This window comes from Sinorhizobium sp. 22678, assembly GCF_052044265.1.
Taxonomy (GTDB): Bacteria; Pseudomonadota; Alphaproteobacteria; order Rhizobiales; family Rhizobiaceae; genus Sinorhizobium; species Sinorhizobium meliloti_A.
Genome location: NZ_JBQEMS010000016.1, coordinates 110,604 through 129,675, shown reverse-complemented (window position 1 = coordinate 129,675; position 19,072 = coordinate 110,604). Strand labels below are relative to the sequence as shown.

At 63.1% G+C, this 19,072-nt stretch carries 14 protein-coding genes; 3 read left to right on the top strand and 11 right to left on the bottom strand.

The features are described 5' to 3' along the window. Positions 1 to 395 precede the first annotated feature (395 nt). Complete coding sequence (locus ACTJKL_RS22370) at positions 396 to 1,070, top strand: HAD family hydrolase (RefSeq protein WP_440853828.1); 675 nt, start codon at positions 396 to 398, stop codon at positions 1,068 to 1,070. 119 nt (positions 1,071 to 1,189) lie between these two features. Here the strand turns inward: ACTJKL_RS22370 and ACTJKL_RS22365 are convergent, their stop codons facing one another. The 11 genes from ACTJKL_RS22365 to ACTJKL_RS22315 all read right to left on the bottom strand — a co-directional run bounded on the left by ACTJKL_RS22365 (position 1,190) and on the right by ACTJKL_RS22315 (position 16,805). Beyond that, positions 1,190 to 2,779 carry an ABC transporter substrate-binding protein gene (locus ACTJKL_RS22365; RefSeq protein ID WP_440853827.1) on the bottom strand — a complete coding sequence of 530 codons (1,590 nt, stop codon included), beginning with the start codon at positions 2,777 to 2,779 and terminating at the stop codon, positions 1,190 to 1,192. A gap of 129 nt (positions 2,780 to 2,908) precedes the next feature. Next, the gene (locus ACTJKL_RS22360; RefSeq protein WP_440853826.1) at positions 2,909 to 3,895 is read right to left on the bottom strand and encodes a hypothetical protein; all 987 of its coding nucleotides are present in this window, start codon (positions 3,893 to 3,895) and stop codon (positions 2,909 to 2,911) included. A gap of 44 nt (positions 3,896 to 3,939) precedes the next feature. Next, positions 3,940 to 5,262, bottom strand: coding sequence for a glycosyltransferase family 4 protein (locus ACTJKL_RS22355; RefSeq protein WP_440853825.1), 1,323 nt, complete (start codon positions 5,260 to 5,262; stop codon positions 3,940 to 3,942). Continuing rightward, on the bottom strand, positions 5,259 to 7,475 hold the full coding sequence (locus ACTJKL_RS22350) for a hypothetical protein (RefSeq protein WP_440853824.1): 2,217 nt from the start codon (positions 7,473 to 7,475) through the stop codon (positions 5,259 to 5,261). The genes ACTJKL_RS22355 and ACTJKL_RS22350 overlap by 4 nt, the downstream gene beginning before the upstream one ends. A gap of 8 nt (positions 7,476 to 7,483) precedes the next feature. Beyond that, a complete protein-coding gene (locus ACTJKL_RS22345; RefSeq protein ID WP_440853823.1) occupies positions 7,484 to 8,191 on the bottom strand; it encodes a hypothetical protein in 708 nt (235 codons plus the stop codon). Between the two features lie 11 nt (positions 8,192 to 8,202). Next, the gene (locus ACTJKL_RS22340; RefSeq protein WP_440853822.1) at positions 8,203 to 9,465 is read right to left on the bottom strand and encodes a glycosyltransferase family 4 protein; all 1,263 of its coding nucleotides are present in this window, start codon (positions 9,463 to 9,465) and stop codon (positions 8,203 to 8,205) included. Beyond that, positions 9,462 to 10,307, bottom strand: a complete 846-nt coding sequence (locus ACTJKL_RS22335; RefSeq protein ID WP_440853821.1) for a class I SAM-dependent methyltransferase — start codon at positions 10,305 to 10,307, stop codon at positions 9,462 to 9,464. Before ACTJKL_RS22335 ends, ACTJKL_RS22340 begins: the two co-directional genes overlap by 4 nt. Further along, a complete protein-coding gene (locus ACTJKL_RS22330; RefSeq protein WP_440853820.1) occupies positions 10,304 to 12,553 on the bottom strand; it encodes a glycosyltransferase family 2 protein in 2,250 nt (749 codons plus the stop codon). The genes ACTJKL_RS22335 and ACTJKL_RS22330 overlap by 4 nt, the downstream gene beginning before the upstream one ends. A 130-nt stretch (positions 12,554 to 12,683) precedes the next feature. Beyond that, positions 12,684 to 13,343 (bottom strand): calcium-binding protein, encoded by a 660-nt coding sequence (locus tag ACTJKL_RS22325; RefSeq protein WP_003529018.1) that lies wholly within the window; start codon positions 13,341 to 13,343, stop codon positions 12,684 to 12,686. 274 nt (positions 13,344 to 13,617) lie between these two features. After that, positions 13,618 to 15,039, bottom strand: coding sequence for an HlyD family type I secretion periplasmic adaptor subunit (locus ACTJKL_RS22320; RefSeq protein ID WP_440853819.1), 1,422 nt, complete (start codon positions 15,037 to 15,039; stop codon positions 13,618 to 13,620). Next, on the bottom strand, positions 15,036 to 16,805 hold the full coding sequence (locus ACTJKL_RS22315; RefSeq protein ID WP_100670222.1) for a type I secretion system permease/ATPase: 1,770 nt from the start codon (positions 16,803 to 16,805) through the stop codon (positions 15,036 to 15,038). Before ACTJKL_RS22315 ends, ACTJKL_RS22320 begins: the two co-directional genes overlap by 4 nt. 208 nt (positions 16,806 to 17,013) lie before the next feature. Here ACTJKL_RS22315 and ACTJKL_RS22310 point away from each other — a divergent pair, with 208 nt between their 5' ends. Together ACTJKL_RS22310 and ACTJKL_RS22305 are read left to right on the top strand one after the other, a co-directional pair. Continuing rightward, positions 17,014 to 17,586 carry a MarR family transcriptional regulator gene (locus tag ACTJKL_RS22310; RefSeq protein WP_440853818.1) on the top strand — a complete coding sequence of 191 codons (573 nt, stop codon included), beginning with the start codon at positions 17,014 to 17,016 and terminating at the stop codon, positions 17,584 to 17,586. A 139-nt stretch (positions 17,587 to 17,725) separates the two neighbouring features. Continuing rightward, positions 17,726 to 18,979 (top strand): glycosyltransferase family 4 protein, encoded by a 1,254-nt coding sequence (locus tag ACTJKL_RS22305; protein WP_440853817.1) that lies wholly within the window; start codon positions 17,726 to 17,728, stop codon positions 18,977 to 18,979. Positions 18,980 to 19,072: the final 93 nt, after the last annotated feature.

Sequence of the window (19,072 nt, the reverse complement as noted above, 5' to 3'; positions counted from 1 at the left end):
CCAGTGGCCCTGTGCGGCCACACCGAAAGGCCGAACATATGGAAGCAAGCGATCCGATCAAAAAATCTGCAAAAAACACTTGCAAGGGGGAGCCGTCCACATAAGGGATGAGGAGAGGAGAGATTGCAGTCCTCCGACACGTTTCCTAAAGCGCCGCGCGTCTTATAAGACGCGCAACCCGCTGATGCGCTCAATGTATCGGTCTGCCGTATCGGTTGAGCCAGACCGTTCGCGACACGATTAATCCTACTCCCCCTCGGTAGGTCACAGGTTCCTGCAACCGGGGCAGTGCGATGCGTGCGGAAAGCAATTGCTTTAGCATTGTGCAACGCCGCGTCAGGCTATAGTTGTGCCGACCTGCAAGGCATGTGAACTCGAAATCCAAGGGACACGGTTTGGACACGTCCTCTTCCGCAATCTTCACGAAGAATTTCGCCGCCCTCCTTTTCGACATGGACGGCACGCTGCTCAACTCGATGGCAGTCGTTGAAAGGGTCTGGGGATCCTGGGCACTCCGCAACGGAATAGACCCCGTGGCGCTCATGAAGGTCGTCCACGGCGTGCGAGCCGTCGATACGATCCGCGCGCTGGGCCTGCCGGTCGATCCGGAACAGGAGGCGCGCATTCTTGCCGAGGCGGAGATTGCCGATGTCGAGGGGATTGTCGAAATTCCGGGCGCCGTCACCTTCCTGAAGACATTGCCGCCGGAAAGGTGGGCGATCGTTACGTCGGCGCCGCTCGAACTCGCCGCGCGCCGGCTTGAGGCGGCCGGTATTCCGGTGCCTCGCCACATGGTGACCGGTGAGGATGTCTCGGTCGGGAAGCCTGACCCGCAGGGCTATCTGCTCGCGGCAGAGAGACTCGGGGTGCGTGCCGAAGATTGCCTCGTTTTCGAGGACGCGCCTGCGGGTGTTCTCGCCGGCAAATCCGCGGGCGCCGAGGTTGCCGTCATCACCGGGGCGCATGCCGCTGCGGCCGAGATGCCGCATATCATGCTGTCGCATTACACCGACGTCGAGGCTCGCCTCGTCGAGGACGGATGGCTTTCGCTGCATCGCCGCCGCGCCTAGAGCACTTCCAGGAAAACTATCTGACGGTTTCCGTCCGCAAGTGCGCAGTTTCAAAGGTTTAGAGCCGGCGGGATGCGAGGCCGACGGCCATCGGCCGCCGGCTGCTTCAAGGATCACGCTCAGGCGGCGAGCCAGCACTTGGTCAGCGCATGTCCGCCCATGAGCTCGCCGTTCGGATCGTCGACCCAGCCGCCGACCTTGTCGCTGGTGGCATCGATATAGTTGTTGAACATCGGCGCGATCACACCACCCTCATCGCGCAGGATCATTGCCGCCTCGCGATAGAGAACCTTGCGCTTCGTCTCGTCCAGCTCGCCCCGCGCCGCAAAGATCAGCTTGTCGAAATCCTCGCGGAAGAAGCGGGTGTCGTTCCATTCCGCCTTTGAAAGATAGGCGATGGAATAGACCTGGTCCTGCGTCGGCCGGCCGGTCCAGTAGGACATGCTGAAGGGCTGCTTGTTCCAGACGTCGGACCAGTAGCCGTCTCCGGGCTCGCGCTTCAGCTCGACATCGATGCCGCACTTCGCGGCGCTTGCCTGGAAAAGCTGCGCGGCGTCGACTGCCCCGGGGAAGGCGACGTCGGAGGTACGCAGCAGGATCGAACCGTCATGGCCCGACTTCTTGAAGTGGAACTTCGCCTTGTCCGGATCGAAGACGCGCTGCTCGATATCGTCGTCGAACAGCGGGTAGCCCTTGATCATCGGCGTATCGTTGCCGACCGTGCCGTAGCCGGCGAGTATCTTTGCCACCATTTCCTCGCGGTCCACCGCGTATTTCAGCGCCAGCCGCAGGTCGTTGTTGTCGAAGGGCGCCCTATTGCAATGGGCGATCAGGACATAGTGGCCCTTCCCGGGGACGTTGCGGATCGTGACCCCTGGAATGCGTTTGACGAGCGCGACGATCTTCGGTTCGATGCGATTGATGATGTGCACGCCGCCCGACTGGAGCGATGCGGTGCGCGCCGTTGCGTCATTGATGACGGTGATTTCGATCTGGTCGGCATGGCCCCGCTCGGCCGTTCCCCAATAGCCGTCCTGCAGCTCGCCGACATGCTTTACGCCCGGTTCGTTGACGACGACTTTGTAGGGCCCGGTTCCGATGCCGGCAGTCGGGTCGTCCTTGCCGCCGTTCGGCTGGATCATCAGATGAAAATCGCTGACGATGAACGGCATGTCGGCGTTCGGCTGGCGCAGCGTAATGACGACCTTGTCGCCATCTGCCTTGATGGTCTCGAATTCCTGGACGAAGGGCAGGGCAGCCGATTTCGAGTTCTTGTCGGCATGACGCTCGAACGTTGCGACGACATCGGCGGGCGTCAGTTCCTTGCCGTTATGGAAGGTCACGCCCTTGCGGATCGTGAACGCCCAGGTCTTCGCGTCCTTCGACGCTTCGTAGGATTCAGCCAGCCGATACTCAATCTCGCCCGCCGGCGAAACTTCGAGCAACTGCTCTCCCCAGCAGCGGCCGAATGTGTAGGGCACCTGGCTCGCCCAGGTCGCCGGATCGAGGCTGTTCGTGGATTCGCCGCCGACGAGCCCGGCCCGCAATATGCCGCCCTTGGCCGGGCCGCTCGCCCGCGCGGCATTGCCGAGCAGCACCTGGGCCGAGGCGAGCGTTACGCCGAGCGCTGCCGCGCGCCCGAGAAAATCGCGCCTCGACAGGCGGCCCGAAACGACCTCCCGGCTCATGAATTCCAGTTCTCCCGCCATCGATTTCCTCTCCTCCATTGCAACGTGCGTACCGGTTAACCGGCACCACGCTCAGGTTGCAATGGATCCATATGGCGAAGGCTGTCTGTTGGCGGCGAGGAATGTCGCAACCAGGCGAGACAAGCCCAGCTATGTCACGGCGCGGGAGAAGAGAGGTGGTGAGGTTTCCTCATCCCGTGTCGAGGCGCGCGTGCGGGCGATGCGGCCTTCGAGTTCCTCGAGGCGGCGGGCAAAGCCGAGATTGCCTGGCTGGAGCGCCACGGCCTCGGCGAGCATGTCGCGAGCGATCTCGAGTGCGCCGTCGCGGATGTGGCGGTTGGCCCGATGGTAAAGAAAGTTTACCCGCTCCACAGGTGAAAAGCCTTTTCCGAAGCGTCGAAGACACCGGTCGGCCCAGGCAGGGTGGCGAGCAATCGCCGCGATGGCGATCTGATAGGGGCGCATCGGGGCGCCGATCCGCGCCGAGCGGGCGAGTGCGCGCAAACCGGCGCGGTCGTCCGCGCGGCAAGCCTCGATGAGCGAAAGCGCGCGCGCCGTCCCGGTGAAGGCCCGAACGGTGCCGTGACCGGTCATATGCACGGGGATGAGATGCGTCTGGCTCTGTATCGCCGCGATCCGCTCCGCGTGCCGGCGATCGACGGCATGAAAGGGGTCGTAGAACAGATAGGCGCGCCCGGCCGCCTGATCGGGGGCGATTGCCATGTTCGTGTGGAGTCCCGGAGCGAAGTGGCGGACGAAGCGGTTGTCGAATGGTACTGTCTTCGGATCGATCGAGATCTGCGGGCAAAAAGCAACGGCGACGCTTGCGCCAAAACGCCGGCGATAGCGCAGCGCCGCATAGCCGCCTTGCGAATGGCCGTAGAGGATCCGTTCCGGCGCTTCAGCAAGGATCGGCGCCGCAGCATCGACCGCCGCGACCACGCTTGCCGCCGGAAACCAGTTCGGCCGCCGGCTGATGAAGCCGAGTGCGGCGATGCCGGCTTTCTCGCAGAACCGCTGTCCCCAGAAGCGGCTGCCGTTCGCCTGCATCTCCATCTCGTTGAAGGTGACGAGAAGATAGGGCGACGATCCTCGCAGATGGATCACTTCCAGGTTTTCGTCGGCGTAAACGAGCATGGGAATTCCCGAGCAGCTGTCAATTTGAGTGGAGCCGCAAGCGGCTAGACCAAGGCCTGTGCCGTCGCTTCATATTGCCCGGCACCAAGAGAGCTCCGCCTGTCCTCCAGCAGCCGACGATAGAGATCGGCATGCGCCCGGGCCGATTCCACGTGGCCGGTCGGAGGCCGCAGCGTTGCGTGCAGCCGGTCCCATGCCTCGGGGTTGCCCAGCACTTCCGACAGCCGGTCGGCGAGATCCTGGGCGCTGCCGGTACGGAAGTGGAGCCCGTCCCTTCCGTCCTGCACTTTCTCGGCCATGCCGCCGATGTCGGAACAGATGATGGGCCTGTGGTGGTGCAGGGCCTCCTGGATGACGACGGGCGAGTTTTCCCACCAGATCGAAGGCAGCACGACCCAGTCGACCGAGCGCATCAGCCTCGGCATATCGGCATTGTGATAGGCGCCATAAAAACGCACCCGGCGCCCGGCGTCGTCGATGAGCTTCTTCAGGCGCTCCTGGAACTCGGTCGGCTGGCGCTCGAGATTACCGCCGAAGATCATCAGGCAGGAGTCCTCGCCCCAGATTTCTTCCGGCACGCGCGAGACCGCGTCGACCAGCACGTCGATGCCCTTGAAGGGTGTCATCTGCCCGAAATAGGCGAAACGGTTCCGTCGGGCGGACGGGACCGGCAGATCACGTACCGGTGCGGCCTCGCCCATGACGATGCCGTTGTCGATCACGGAGAGCTTTTCCGCGTCGATGCCCCATTCGACATAGCGGTTTGCGAGGAACATGCTCGGGGAGATGAAGGCATCGGCAAGGCCGAGCATGCCGCGCAGAAACTCCTCGCGCCTCAGGAAACGGGAAACCGGGATGTCGGGAAAGCAGCCATGGCAACTGATCGGCGACGAGCTGTTGCAGAGCTGGGCGGATGGGCGCTTCACCATTTGTCCGTGATTGTGGCAGAGCGACAGATACTCATGGAAGGTGACGATGATTACCGCCTCCGGCAGCGCTTCCCGGAGAGCGTAAAGCGCCTCCATTCCGAGGCCGATCAGGTGATGAAAGTGAACGACATGAGGCGACAGATCGCCGACGAAACGCAGGAGGTCGCGGCGGATCGCCTCCGTATCCCCGTTGGACAGGAAGAAGTGATCGTAATCATCCGCATGGAAGAGCACTTCGTCCACTGCAAGACGCAGACTCATCAGTGCTGAGGCGCCGTGGCGAGGGACCGGATGGCCGACGCGGGCGAGATAGATCGACTCGACGCCCGGCAGCGTGTTCAGGCCCTTGTGCAGGCTGTGGGACGCTATCTCCGCCCCGCCCAGCGACATCGCCGGATGTCCATGCGAAACGACGAGAACACGGAGCCGCTCGCTCATGCGGAAGCCTCCTTGATGCGATTGCCTTCGCCCTGCGGCTGCGGAGCCCATCGGGCCGAAAACAGTCTCTCGTCGATCCGCTCGACGAGAGGAGCCGCGGAGGCGCTGCCGGTGGAGAACGGCTCGTCCGAGCCCAGCATCTGCACCGAGGGAAGCCACCAGGATTCGATCCCCGAGCGGCTGAGCCTCAAGCCGAGATCCTGCCCCTTTTGCCGGGATCCGAGATAGCTGCCGGCAAAGCCTCCGGCGACGAGGAAAGCCTCGCGCGGCATGATGCAGCATTCGAAAGAGGCCGCCGCGATCCGGGTGAGCTTGAGACCCGTCACCGCGCTCAACGGATAACCGGCATAACGGCCCGAAAGCGAATTTTCGGACTGCGCGTCGGCCCAGGAGCCAGCCCATCGAACGGAATGGTCCTCATAGGCGAGCGTGGGCGAAATGATCCCGCCACTTTCCTCGTAGGCGGAAACCAGCCTGCCGTACCAGCCGCTCCTGCGGGGCAGTAGCGAGCCGGCGAGCAGAACGACCGTCTCGCTCGAAAGCGCGCGAATGCCGGCTTCCAGGAGATCGTAGACATCGTCCGTTTCCGCCGACATCAGCCTGAGCGGAAGCCGATAGAACTGCGCGAGCTGCCTGATGCGGCCGGCCTGACGGCGAAAGCATTCGGAGTGCAGCACGAGCGCGATCGGCGCATGCCGCGTTTCGGGATCGAGCGCCAGAAGGCCGAGAAAAGGGGCAAGCTCCTTTTCTTCTGCTTGGCCGGCAGCGACGATGATCGGCGGCCCCGGAGCCTCGTTGAACGCACCGGCATCGAGGATAGCCTTGATGCCGGGCGAGGGGCTCTCCGACGCGCACAGGAAGGGCACGATCTGTCGATCGACGATTTCCGTCAGGCCCCAGTTTTCGGGATCGATGGACTTGATCTGGCGGAGCGCCGCCTGACGCGGCGGAAGCCGCGCGGGTGTCAGCGGCAGAAAAGCCCGGCGGGAATCCTTGAGCGTCAACTCCAGATGTAGCGGGGCCACACCATCTGCCCCAAGTCCGCCGGCAAACACGATGAAACCATGCGGGTGGGTTTGTTGGTCGAGCATGCTTTTGAACAACGGCTCTTCGGTAAAGGCATCCGTCACATCCGAGCGCTCGAGCCGCGTCCAGCGATCGTCGAGCCGCATCTCGCTTTGTCCACGGCGCAACCGGACGCTCTGGACATGCTCATCAGGGTCGAGGAGCCAGCCGGAGATCAGAAAGGCGCCACTGTTCGCCTGAAAAATATTGTCCACTCCCAGACGCACGGGAACGGGAAGAGTGGAGATCGTCTCGCGTCCCTCGAAGCTGTTGGCGGCCGAACGCAGCCGGAGCAGAACGGCAGGGGTGCTGTGCGTCTGAAGCAGCACGGAGCGGATATGCCCGGGCGTCTCCGTGGGACCGCCGATCAGCCGGTGCTCGTGAACCGAAGCATAGCGCCAGCCCCCGCGCCCGCGATAGGCGAGCCCCTCGACGTCTCGTGCGCGAAGCGGTTCGCTTGCCGCCAGCAGACCGATGAAGCCTGCGCCGCCTTGCGGAATGTCCTGCCGGGAGAAGGTCGCGATGCCACAGTCGGCAACGACCGGATTTTCGCCGCACACGATCACGCGAGCGTTGCCGGGATCGGCGGCGCGGGCCCAGCCTCTGAGGAAGATCGCTCCCTCGTGGGTCTCGCCGACGAATTCGAGGAAGCCGTCGCTACCCTTTCGGGCCTGTATCAGGGCAACTATTGCCGCAAGCCTACGCCGACCGGTGGACATCTGCATCATCGCATCCACGAGCGGGTCCAGCACCTCTGCCAGTTGGGCGCCGGCAAGCTCCGCGAGGACCATCACGCTTTCGCGAACAGCAAGCGTGCGGGGGCCGAAGATATAGCGCCTGGGGCTGCCCTCCTGACCCAGGCGGAGCGTGGTAAGCGGACGGCCGGCCTTATTGATGGGCAGGAGCGCCGCGAACCCGTGCGTGGCGGTTGGCGACTGCGAAGCCAGGCGCCAACCGATGATGGAGGCACTCGTCGCGGTGGCGGGGTCGTCGTTGATCTGCGCCGGCACCTGGCCGGCGACGGGCGCGCCCGCGCCTATGACGAGCAGCAGCGTATCGTCGATCGGGCAGGCGACAACCCTCCCACCGCGCATGATCCTCGCGGCTGTTTGAGACGTTTGAGGAAGCGCCTGTTCTGCTCCGGCCATGGTACTCCTCATGCCCCGGCGAAAACCGAGAGGGCAGCGCCGGCGGCAAAGCCCGCGAGAACGAACAGCAGGAGCAGCAGCGGTTTCAACTCTCCATTCGACCGCTTCTGCAAGGCTCCGAGGTTCTTCTCCATCGCTGCAACCACGCCATCGAGCCGCATTAAATGAACATCGAGATCGTTCAGGCGCTGCCCGATCTCGGCGGCGGCGGCAGGCCCCAAGGCCCCGCCTTCGCCGCCCTCGTCATTATGCGTGCGCTGGAGAGATCGCTGCGAGACCTGCAATTGCCGCTGAGCCGCCATGAGGACGTCGAGCTTGTCGAGAACCTTGGCGAGCGGCGCGGCGATGAGGGCTTCGGCCGCCTGTTCGTCGGGCCGCGGAACGCGCAGCTGCTGTTCGGTGCCGCGTGCGTCCAGGGCCATCACCTTGAGATCGGTGGTGCGCGAGGCTGCCGCCTCGGGAAGCGCGATTTCGAAGGCATAGCCGCCGTCGCCGATGCCGTTGCGCTTGAGATCGGGGCGATTGCGGTCGGCGACCGCCTGGGCAATGACGTTGCCGTCCAGATAGACGCGGATGGTGAGGCGTTTGTCGGGTGCTGCCGGATCGAACGCCCAGCCGAAGATGCGCCCCTGGTCGATCGCGTCGACCCGGCCGGTCATCGGCTTCGTATTGTCCTGATCCGGTGCGGCATTTGATTTCTCGGCAACAGCAGCCATCGATTTCCCCTTTATGCCGCTTCGATACGTGACGATTCGATCGCTTCGATCAATTCGAGATAGCGTCGTGCCGTGGTGTCGATGTTCTCCGGTTCCCGCGCATGCGCGGAAAGCCGGCGCGCCAAGGCGCCGTCTTGCGCGAGGCGGCGCATGGCAGAGGCGAGCGCCCGGGGATCGTTGGGCGCAACGGTAAGGCCGTTTGCCCCGTCCTCGATCATCTCGGCCATGCCGCCGATATTGCCGGCTATGACCGGCCGTCCGAGGGCCTGCGCCTCCTGGATGACCAGCGGCGCATTTTCCCACCAGATCGAGGGTACGATCGTGCAATCCACCGCTGCGACGAGGTCGGCGACGTCCTCACGCCGGTAGGGCCCGCGCTGCTGCACGGTCGGTGCCGTTTCCTGGAACAGGCGCGTGATCTCGTCGACGAAACTCTCGCTCTGGAAGGGTGCGCCGCCGTGAACGCGCAACTCGAACTCCAGCCCCTCGGAAATGAGCTGCCGTGCCGCCTGGAGCAGTACCGCCACGCCTTTCCAGGGGTTGAGATTGCCGAAATAGCCGAAGACCGGACGATCCGAACCGGTCCGGCGGGCCGCTGCCGGCGCGCCGCGAGCCGGCAGCCCGTTGGGAATGACGCTGATCCTGTCCTCCGCAAGCCCCCAATCGACGAAGCGCTGCTTGAGGAACCGGCTGGGCGATACGAACCGGTCCACGTCGCTCAAGAGGGCCTTCAGATGGCGTTCGCGCAAGGTGAAACGGTCGAGCGCGATGTCCTTGAAGCAGGCATGACATCCGTCGGGGCTCGCCCCATGGCAAAGTTCCTTGCCGCTCGTTTTCACCATCAGCCCGTCATGGTGACAGATGGGATAATAGTCGTGCAGCGTCATGACGATCCGGCACTGCGGCAGCGTTCGACGAACGATATGCGGAAACTCCGCGCCGAGCAGGAGCAGATGGTGGATATGGACGACGTCCGGCCTGAAGTCGCGCAGCAGCTCCGCAATATCCGGAACGACGCCGTAGAGGTCGATCTGACTCATGAAGAAACGGTCGAAATGTCCGGACCACAACAGCAACTCGTCCCCTGCAGGCCCGATGCCTTGAAAGCTCGTGCCTGGCCGCGCCTGGCGGTGGATCTGGTTCGTGGCTCCGAGAAAGAGCGCTTCGCAGCCTGCGCGCTTGTAAGCGCCGAACAGGTCGTGGGCGAAAATCTCCGTGCCTCCCGGGTGGAGGGCCGGATGGTTGTGAGCCGCTACGAGCACGCGCATGCTCACGCGCCGCCTCCTCGGCGTTCGGCGACGAAGATGTCCTGGTAGTGCTCCGCCTCCTTACCGCGCCAGGCGCCGAGCGCCTTCAGGGTGATTGCGAGACCGGCCCGGTCAAGGGCGCCGTCAAGAAAGCCGTCGTCGAAACCCACGGCGGCAAGGCGTGGCATGTCGGGGACGTACCAGCATGGACCGTCGCCGTCGCGGGCGAAGGAAAGGCGCGCGTCGCGCCGGCCGTTTTCGTTGGCCGCTGCGACGTGATCGACCACGAATGCGGTCATGAAGAGGCGGCCGCCGGGTTTCAGAAGCCTTCCGACCTCTCGCAGATAGACGAGGACTTCGTCCGGCGGCAGATGCGTCACGATCGACGTCATGATCACAAAATCGAAGTGACCGTCGGCATAGGGCAGTTTCAGCGCATTGCCGCTGATTTTTCCGCTCGGATTATAAAGCTCATGGGCAATATCGACACGCTGGAAGGCGAAATTCGGATAGACAGAGGTGATGAAGCGGCGACACCAGCCGATGCCGCCGTCGACCGGATCTATCCCGCTGTAGCGCCCCTTCTCGAAATCCAGATACTGGGTGAGCGGGACAGCCATGCGGCCGATGCCGCAGCCGATATCGAGAACGCGGCTTTCCGGACGCAGTCCCCCCAGCCGGATGAAGTGGCCGAGGAATTCGACGCCCACCGCCCTGAAGGAACCGTCGCCGACGAAGACGCTGTCGGGATCAGGTTCGGGAAGGAAGCGGTTTCGAAGAATGCTCCCGAGCAGGGCCTCCACGCGTTCGTCGCGGGCGGGCAGTTCCGTGGCAGCTGTGTTTTCCTGGCGCAGCGCAGTCTCGCTCATGCGGCGGTCCTCGTTGCAGCGCCGATCCCGAAGAGAGCCGGCATCTGGTCGCGGCCGCCGAGATCGGTTTTCATCAATTCGGTGATGTCGTCGTTCCAGCGTTCGGTGTGCAGCCAGGAATTGTACTGGCTGGCGACCCCGCGCATATAGTCTTCGCTGCGGCGGATCGAGCGGCGCTCGAAATGATAGAGACACGCCGACGGCTCGTAGGCGATGTCATAGCCGCACCGGCGGATTTTCAGGCACAAATCGCTGTCCTCATAATCGCCGATCACATAATCCTCCGTGTATCCATCCACGAGCTCGTAGATTTCCCGGCGCGTCACCAGGCACGCACCGGTGATGCCGGGCACGCTGCGGGCAAGTTGAGCCCCCCCGTAGTCGCCGGGCATGCCCTTGTGGAAATGATGGTTGAGCCATATGCCGCGCTGGTCGCGAGCGAAGTAGAGGCCCGCGTGCTGGAGCGACCCGTCCTCGAAGATCAGCTTCGGGCCGATCGCGCCGAGGCTCCTCTGTTCCATGAGCGGCCGGATGAGCTTCTGCAGCCAGCCGGGTGCAGACGGAACGACGTCCGAGTTCAGCATGACGACGACCGCGCCGCGGGCAAAGCGCGCGCCGGCATTGCACGCCCGCGCGTAGCCGCTGTTGCGGTTCATCACAACAAGCTTCATCGGCAACCCGTGGAGGAGATGCAGTCCGCCAAGCAGATGCTCCGTCTCGTCCTGAATCTCCGGCGAATCCAGAACGTAGATGATCTCCGCATTGCTTGCGAGCCAGCGATCGGTCGCCATGCCGGAGAGCTGGAACCGCAGGAAGTCGAGAACACGGTAAAGCGGCACGACGATCGAGACCAACGGCGCCTTTTCGGGCAGGTCGTAATCCTTGGTGTAGTCGACCTTGGAAGCTCTTCCCAACCTCTGTTCCACGTCCTGCAGGGCGGGGGCAAGGATCGTCCGGAAAGCCTGGTCGATCGCGTGCTGCGGCGGGACGGCGCGCAGGATGCGGTTGCGCTGTGCCGAAGCGTCGAAGGGTTGCGGCTTCGGCACGAGCGGTTTCACAGCACCGGATGCCAGCCGCATCTGGAACCGCGGCTGGAGCAGGGCGCTCGGCGGATCGTTCGACGGCAGCCAGGCGACAAAGCCGGTCACGTCGGCTCGCGATTTTTCGTCCGCTCCGCGTGCCCAGGCGGCAAACTCGTACCAGTTGCCGTCGAGCGGTATCGTCGTGCCGTCCTCCTTGAGGTAGTCGATGCCGGCAAGAGTGGCTGTCGGATCATGGGTCCACCCCCCGGCAAGCAGACCGCCGGAAAGCGTCAATGCGAGGTCCACCTCCGCTGAAGGATGCATTGCAGACCTGCCGATCCGCCTTTCAGGGAGCGGTGACCGCAGCTGGAGGTCGACGGCTGTGGCAAGTCCACCCTCGGGTGTCGTCGAGAGCCAGCGGACGACGTATTCGCGCAGCTCCGGCGTATCGCCTCGTTCTGCCCACCAGGCCTGGAGGTTGGCGCAATGGGGGTTGCCGGAGGAGAGCTCGCGCACGGCAACGCCCCTTTTGCCGACAAGCACGAAAGACTGGGGGTATCGGGGAGACTCGACGATGAAATGGCAAGGACGAAGATTATGCTCGCGTTGGGCGCCGATCAGCGCCGGCGACGCCAGTGGCAGGATGGCGTTGGCCCCAAGGGCATAGATTGCACTGATCTCGCCGAAGTCGGGGCTTATCGCGGTTTCGAGCAGGTATCGCCCCTGGTTGATCGGGCATGCAATCTTGGCGGGGGCCGGCCGCGATGTCAGCGCCTGAAGCGCATCCTCGATGAGGCCGATGAAGAACGGGTCCCTGGACAGACGGAACGCGCTTCGCCAAACAGTGAGCAGATTGTTCAGGAACTTGACGCAGCCCTCCGGCGTGAGTGCGGAAAACAGGTCCTCCACGTCGAGGGGCGGAAGTTCACCGACGGGCCGGAGCACGATCGTCTGAACGAAGTCGCTTTCGATGTAAATCTGTCCGCGGCGCGCTTCGTCACCCGGGCGCATGGCCCAAAGCACGCGCTGTCCACCCTCCGCAAGAGGAAGCATCGTGCTGACGAGCGGGACGGGTTGCTCCGGCATGACCAGCGTGTGTTTGGCTGCGGCCGGCAACCTGGCGCGAACGTCGGAGATCAATACAGCCACGTCGGAACCGAGCCGAAAGGCCTTCGCGTCCTCGAAAATGCCGCTGGCGCTCCGCGTACGGTCGTCAAACGTCACACGCCACTCCTCTGACTAATTCTTGGATGGTGCGCCCCACGGGAGGAGGGCAGGGCGCACCGTTCGAAGCCAATGCGGGATGATGAAAAGCCGCCTGCGGTTTTCCACCCGTGTCCCGCGTCTCAAACTATCAGTGGACAGTGAAATAGTTTTCGGGGTGGGCCTGAATGTCTTCGGCGTCGGCATTGACCAGGGTCAGCGTGTCGCCATGGCCGAGGTCGATGACGACATTGCCGCCGACCTGAGTGATACGCGAAGCGAGATCCTCGGGCGCGGTGACGTCGAGGCCGTTGATGCCCTTGGATATCTGCAGGACGTCTTCGCCGGGGGTAAAGTCGAGGATGACGTCGTTGCCGCCGCCGCCGTCGAAAACGAAGATATCGCTGCCCTGACCGCCGGCAAGAAGGTCGGACCCGGCCCCGCCGTCGATGACGTCGTTGCCGGCGCCGCCGAGCAGCACGTCGTTGCCTCTGCCTCCGAGGAGGAAGTCGCTGCCGGCGCCCCCAAGGAGAATGTCGTTGCCGTTATCGCCATAGATCAGATCGTCACCCGATCCGCCGACCAGGATGTCATTGCCATTTTCGCCATAGAGAACGTCGGTGCCTTCGCCGCCGAACACGGTGTCGTTTCCGTTGCCGCCGAACAGCAAGTCGTCACCGTCGTCGCCGAAGATGATGTCGTCCCCATTGCCTCCGTTGACGAAATCATCACCGCCATGGGCGCGAATGAAATCGTCAAAGCGGGAGCCAAAAAGGGCGTCGTCGTATGCGCCGCCTTCCAAAGTGGCCATCTGCTTCTCCTCTTCGTGGTTTGATGCATGCGTCATCGGCACGGAGCCGAGGATTGCGTGCCGGAGTGTGCACTGCAATAATTACGAACACAACACAGATGTGTAAAATAAAACGACGATATTTTGGAAGAAAGAAAGCGTTCTAAACATATATCGGCCATGTGCCAATATTGGCACAATATAATTTTAGGAGTAATTCTGACGAGAATGCAGACAAAGCACTTCAAAATTTAAAGTAATTTACGACGGCTGGAGATATCAAGCATTAGATAGGTCAGTCCTCCCGAAACGCCCGGTTGAAACTGTCGGAGACCGGGGCGACGAGGTAGTCGATTGCCGAACGCGATTTGTGCACGATCAGCACTTCCGCGGGCATGCCGGGATAGAGGCGGATGTCCGGGTTGGCGGCGAGCGATTCAGGCGCCACCTCTGCCCGTGCGACGAAATAGGCGACGTTGGACTTCTCATCCACCGATTGGTCCGCCGCGATATAGGTTACCTTGCCTTCCAGGGGCAGGTGCGAGCGCTGGTTATAGGCCGTCAGGCGGATTTGCGTACTGGAGCCGATCGTTATGCTGTCGATGTCACGTGTGCTGACATGCATCTCGACAAGCAGCGGTTCGTCCTCGGGAACGATGTCGAGAAGCGGCTGACCGGGGGTGACGGCACTGCCCGGCGTCCGCAGCTGAATGTTGGCGACGATACCGGCCTGGGGGGCGCGGATTTCCAGGCGGCGAAGCACGTCCTCGGCGGCGGTGATGCGCTGCTCGACTTCCGCAAGTTCGAGGCGCGCCGTGGTGATCTCTCCGGCGATCTCCGATTGGAAATCGGATTCGATCCCGATGAGCGCAAGCTCGGCCCCCGCCATCGCCTTTTCCGCCTGGGCCTTGTCGCCAGCGATTTCGCCGCGGGTCGCGGCGAGCTCGCTGAGCCGTGCGTCGATCTCGATGAGTTTCGAGCGCTGGGCGAAGGCTTTTTCGACAAGGGTCGCGATAGCGGTCCGCTGCTCGTTCATCAGCTCGATCTGCCTGTCGGACGCCTGAAGCTGGGCCGCGAGAGACTTCGCCTTCTCCGAATATTCCTCGATCGTCTTTCGCTGGATTGCCAGACGGCCCTCCTTGGCCTCGCTCCGCTTCTCGAAAAACGCGTTTTCCGCCGTTACCGCATCCGCGGCAGCCTCGCCCTTGGAGACAAGATCGGCCGGGAAGCTCACCGCCTGCAGTCCCGCCCGCTCGGCCCGCAGCCGCGCCAGTTTTGCGATCAGACCGACACGGCGGCTTTGCAGCGCCTCCAGGTCGGAGCGGGCGCGCGTATCCTCGAGCTTCATCAGCGGCTGGCCGGGCGCCACATGATCTCCCTCCTGAACCAGGATCCGGCCGAGCACGCCGCCCTCAAAATGACTGACGGTCTTGCGCTTCGAATCGACGACGATCGTTCCGCTGGTGACCGAAGCACTGCTGAGTTCCGTCGAGAACGCCCAGCCGAAGAAACCGCCGAAAGCAACGAGGATCGTCGTCAACCCGGCGATGACGAGGCGTCGGATCGGCGAATGCGTGTTGTCTTCGGAGAGGTCCGGCGCCGGCATTGGCGCGGAGAGACGAGCCGGCGCGGCCATCGGCAGGCGGCGTTCCGGGCTCTCAGCCTTCACGGGCGGCTGCAGGTCCAGGCGAACCGGCAGGATCTTTTCCTTGTTCATGAAGCGGTACCTTCGCGTCTTGTTTCGCCGGGCATCATGGTCGCCACCACATCCGTTCGCGGGCCGAACTGGCTGATGCGGCCGCCTTCCAGCACGAGCAGCTTATCGGCCACCTGCATGATGGCCGGCCGGTGGGCAATCAGGATGACGATGGCGCCGTCGCTGCGCGCCTCGTCGATCGCGCGGATGAGGGCGCGCTCGCCGAGGGCATCGAGATTGGCGTTGGGCTCGTCGAGGACCAGCAGGCGTGGCCGGCCGTAAAGGCAGCGCGCCAGCGCGATGCGCTGCCTTTGCCCGCCGGAAAGCGTTAGATGACCATCGCCCACCGGCGTATCATAGCCGAGCGGCAGTCGTCCTATCATGTCGTGGACGTCGGCGAGCCGGGCCGCCTCGAGCACCTTGTAGGGATCGCTCTCCGCCATCCGGGCGATATTTTCACGGATGGTTCCTTCGAGAAGGGAAACCGATTGCGGCAGATAACCCGCGATCTGTCCGAAAGAGCTCCGTTCCCAGAGGTAGACGTTGTTGCCGTCGAGGAAGACGCCGCCGGCAGTGGGCTTCAGAATGCCGACCAGAAGCCGCGCCAGCGTGGACTTGCCCGCCGCGGAAGGGCCGACGATTCCAAGCACCTCGCCGGGTGAGAGCGAGAAGTTGATGCCCTTGATGATCGGCACGTCGATGCCCGGTACCGCGTAGACCAGCTTGTCGACGACGAGGTCGCCTTCGGAGCGCGGCGTCGGCATGGTCTGGCGAACGGCCAGGTCTTCCTTCAGTGCCGTTTCGACGCGACGCCAGCTTGCGATCGCCAACACCCATTGGCGCCAGTTCTCGATGACGGAATCGAACGGCAGCAGAAGGCGGCCCACGAGAATGGTGGTCGCCATCATTGCGCCCGGCGAGATCTCCTGCCTCATCACCAGCAGGGCACCCGTGCCCAGCGACGCCACCTGGATGGCGAAGCGCAGCGAGCGGGTGATCGAGGCCATCGCCCTGCTTCTGATCCCACTGGCCTCCAGCACGCTGAGCGCGTGCAGTTGCGCGGCGCGCCATTTGTGGGCGAGCGCCGGCAGCATTCCCATGGCTTCGATGGCCTCGGCGTGACGTAATGTCGCACCGATTTTCGACACTGCCTCAATATTAGCCTGGCTTGCCTCTTTCATGAGCTGGCGCGTCAGAAGGTCGTTGAGAAGGCCGCAACAGACGAGTACGACGACGGAGATCGCACCGATCAGCCCGAAGAGGGGGTGCAGCAGGAATAGAACGCCCAGAAAGATGGGCGACCAGGCGGCGTCGAGGGGGGCGCTCACCGCCGAAGAGGTGAGGAAGCCGCGCAGCTCGGTAAGGTCGCGCAGGGACTGCGTCGCGCGCGCAAGTCCCTGATCGGCCGAGGCTTGGACGGCGGCGGTCAGGACCGGCAGGTTCAGCCAGCGGACCACGGCGCTGCCCATGGCCTGAAAGGTGAGGGCGCGAATGTAGTCGAGCACGCCCAGAACGATCAGCGCACCCAGGGCGAGAATCGTCAGCATGACGAGCGTATCCATGCTCTGGCTGTTCAACACCCTGTCATGCACCTGCATCATATAGAGGGGCATTGTGAGCTGGAGGAGGTTGATGCAGGCGCTGAGCAGGGCTGCATAAAGAAGCGTCACCACGAACACGCGCCGGGCCCGCAGAACCAGGAGCTTCGGCGCGATTGTTCCGTTTTGCGCCGGTGTTGGCCGATTGGGGCCCTTGCTAATCAAACGATTTCGAACAGTATCACGCATGTGGCGATCTTCTAATTAGCGCATTCGCGGGTTTCATGGGGCGATCTGGTCCAGATTCACTCAAATCACAGTATTGTTGCGATAAGTGTGACACAATAAACATCGCCAGCTCAAGAGCACGCAATTTCGGGGCAGGGGTGCTGTGAAATTTACTTCAAGTTTTGAAGTAAATTCCGGAATTGGAAGTACGTTCCCAATGGAGAGAGGGATGAACCACAGGATACTCTATCCGTTCGCAGACTTTGGAGACACTGTTGCAATCCTTCCCGCGAATGAAACGCAGCGGAAAGGCCTCGATACCTCTGTAGACGATCGTGACGGAGATGATTCGCTCGTCACCTATTTCGAGCTGGCTCGGGTGATGGAGCGCGCAAGCCGCCGGTTTTCCGGCCTGTTGCGTGCGGAACTGACGAAACTCGGGGTCGAGGATATCGGTCCCGCGCAGGCGATGGTTCTTCTGGCCATAGGCGAGGCGGAGCTCTCGGTGGGAGAGCTTCTGGACCGGGGCCACTATGTGGGTTCGAACATTTCCTATTATCTGAAGCAGCTTGCCGACGGCGACTACATCGACCGGATCGCATCGCAGCGTGACAAGCGTTCGGCCCGCATCCGGCTTTCAGAGAAAGGCAGCCAGCTTTGCACCGGCCTGCGACAGGCCGCCAAGGGCTACGAACGCGCCCTCAGCCATGGCGATCAGGACCGGCGGAATCTGGAGACCGCTTTCCAGACACTGCACCGCCTCGAACTCGTCTGGGGGAATGCCGCACGCTACGGCATCTGACGCTCCATCACTGCATGTTCCTCAAAGCGCAACCGAGCAAGGGCGATAACATGCAGGAAACCCAAGTGTTGCAACGAGCTTTGCGCGTCCGTTCGGACGCGCGGCGCTGCAGGTGTGATCGATCACTGACAAGTGGCTTATGAAGATGCATGTAGCATTCGTACACCGCCGTGGGTTCGGCCAGTTCGCCGCCCTGGCAAGACATCTGGCTGAGGCGGGGAACGAGGTGACGCTCGTGACGGAGACCGTGGACCAGCGGATACCTTCCGTCCGGGTCGTACGGCATCGGGCGGAACCCGGTCCGCAACCGAATCCCCAGATAGCGCGCCATCTTGCCGTTCCCGACCATCATGTGCGGATCGGGCACAGGGTAGCGGAAACCTTCGAGGCGATGGGCCGCCTTGGACAGACCCCCGACCTCGTTCTCGGCCATATAGGCTGGGGCAGCATGATGTTCGTGAAGGATGTCCTGCCGCGCGTGCCGGCACTCGGCTATTGCGAGTTTTTCTATCGGTCGGATGGGGCGGATGTCGGCTTCGCGCCGGACGACCGCCCCGACCCGGAGACGCGCAAACGCTTGCGCCTCCGCAACATCGCGCAGCTGCTGTCGCTGGAGGCGATGGATGGCGGTATCAGCCCGACCAATTGGCAGAAGAGCCTCTATCCAGCCGACGCGCGGCAACGAATCGCCGTTTGCCATGAGGGGGTGGACACGCGCCGTTTCCGCCCCGACCCGGCGGCTTCGCTGAAGCTGCCGGACGGGCGCGTCCTCAAGGCCGGCGATCCCGTCGTCACCTTCGTGGCACGGGACCTCGAGCCCTACCGGGGCTTTCCCCAGGCGCTGGAGGCGGCGGCGAAGGTCGTCCGGCGGCATCCGGACGCGCTGTTCGTCTTCGTCGGCGGCGATGGGGTGAGTTACGGCGCGCCGCCCCCTGGCGGGGGATCGTGGAAGGAGCATCTGCTTGCGTCTCTGGATGTCCCGCGCGAAAGGCTCATCTTCCCCGGCGTCGTGCCGCATTCCGTGCTGCGTCAGCTCTTTCAGATATCGGCGGCGCATCTCTACCTCACCTATCCATTCGTGCTTTCCTGGTCGGTGCTGGAGGCAATGGCCTGCGGCGCTCTTGTCATCGGCTCCGATACCGCGCCGGTTCAGGAAGTCATCCGGTCCGGCCGCAACGGTCTTCTCGTTCCGTTCTTCGATACGGATGCGCTCGCCGAGACGATCGTCGGGGCATTGAACCGCCCGGACAACTTTCGCGAACTGCGCGGCGCCGCGCGCAGAACGGTCGAGCAGAGGTTCCGGTTGGACGACTGCCTCGCACGTCAGTTGACGCTGATCGGCAACCTCACCGGTCGAAATGCTGCGCAAGCGAAAGAAACGCAGTTTGTCTGAATATTGCTTCAATTTTTGAAGTATAAATACCGGGTAAAACCCCAAGAATCTATTGTTGTGCACTGCGGAATCCACGGATATGGTTTTCTCCGT

Coding starts and splice junctions, on each gene's coding strand:
- ACTJKL_RS22315 (WP_100670222.1), bottom strand. CDS start 16,805: ATGCGTGATACTGTTCGAAATCGTTTGATTAGCAAGGGCCCCAATCGG.
- ACTJKL_RS22355 (WP_440853825.1), bottom strand. CDS start 5,262: ATGAGCGAGCGGCTCCGTGTTCTCGTCGTTTCGCATGGACATCCGGCG.
- ACTJKL_RS22360 (WP_440853826.1), bottom strand. CDS start 3,895: ATGCTCGTTTACGCCGACGAAAACCTGGAAGTGATCCATCTGCGAGGA.
- ACTJKL_RS22365 (WP_440853827.1), bottom strand. CDS start 2,779: ATGGCGGGAGAACTGGAATTCATGAGCCGGGAGGTCGTTTCGGGCCGC.
- ACTJKL_RS22325 (WP_003529018.1), bottom strand. CDS start 13,343: ATGGCCACTTTGGAAGGCGGCGCATACGACGACGCCCTTTTTGGCTCC.
- ACTJKL_RS22305 (WP_440853817.1), top strand. CDS start 17,726: ATGAAGATGCATGTAGCATTCGTACACCGCCGTGGGTTCGGCCAGTTC.
- ACTJKL_RS22320 (WP_440853819.1), bottom strand. CDS start 15,039: ATGAACAAGGAAAAGATCCTGCCGGTTCGCCTGGACCTGCAGCCGCCC.
- ACTJKL_RS22345 (WP_440853823.1), bottom strand. CDS start 8,191: ATGGCTGCTGTTGCCGAGAAATCAAATGCCGCACCGGATCAGGACAAT.
- ACTJKL_RS22335 (WP_440853821.1), bottom strand. CDS start 10,307: ATGAGCGAGACTGCGCTGCGCCAGGAAAACACAGCTGCCACGGAACTG.
- ACTJKL_RS22350 (WP_440853824.1), bottom strand. CDS start 7,475: ATGGCCGGAGCAGAACAGGCGCTTCCTCAAACGTCTCAAACAGCCGCG.
- ACTJKL_RS22310 (WP_440853818.1), top strand. CDS start 17,014: ATGAACCACAGGATACTCTATCCGTTCGCAGACTTTGGAGACACTGTT.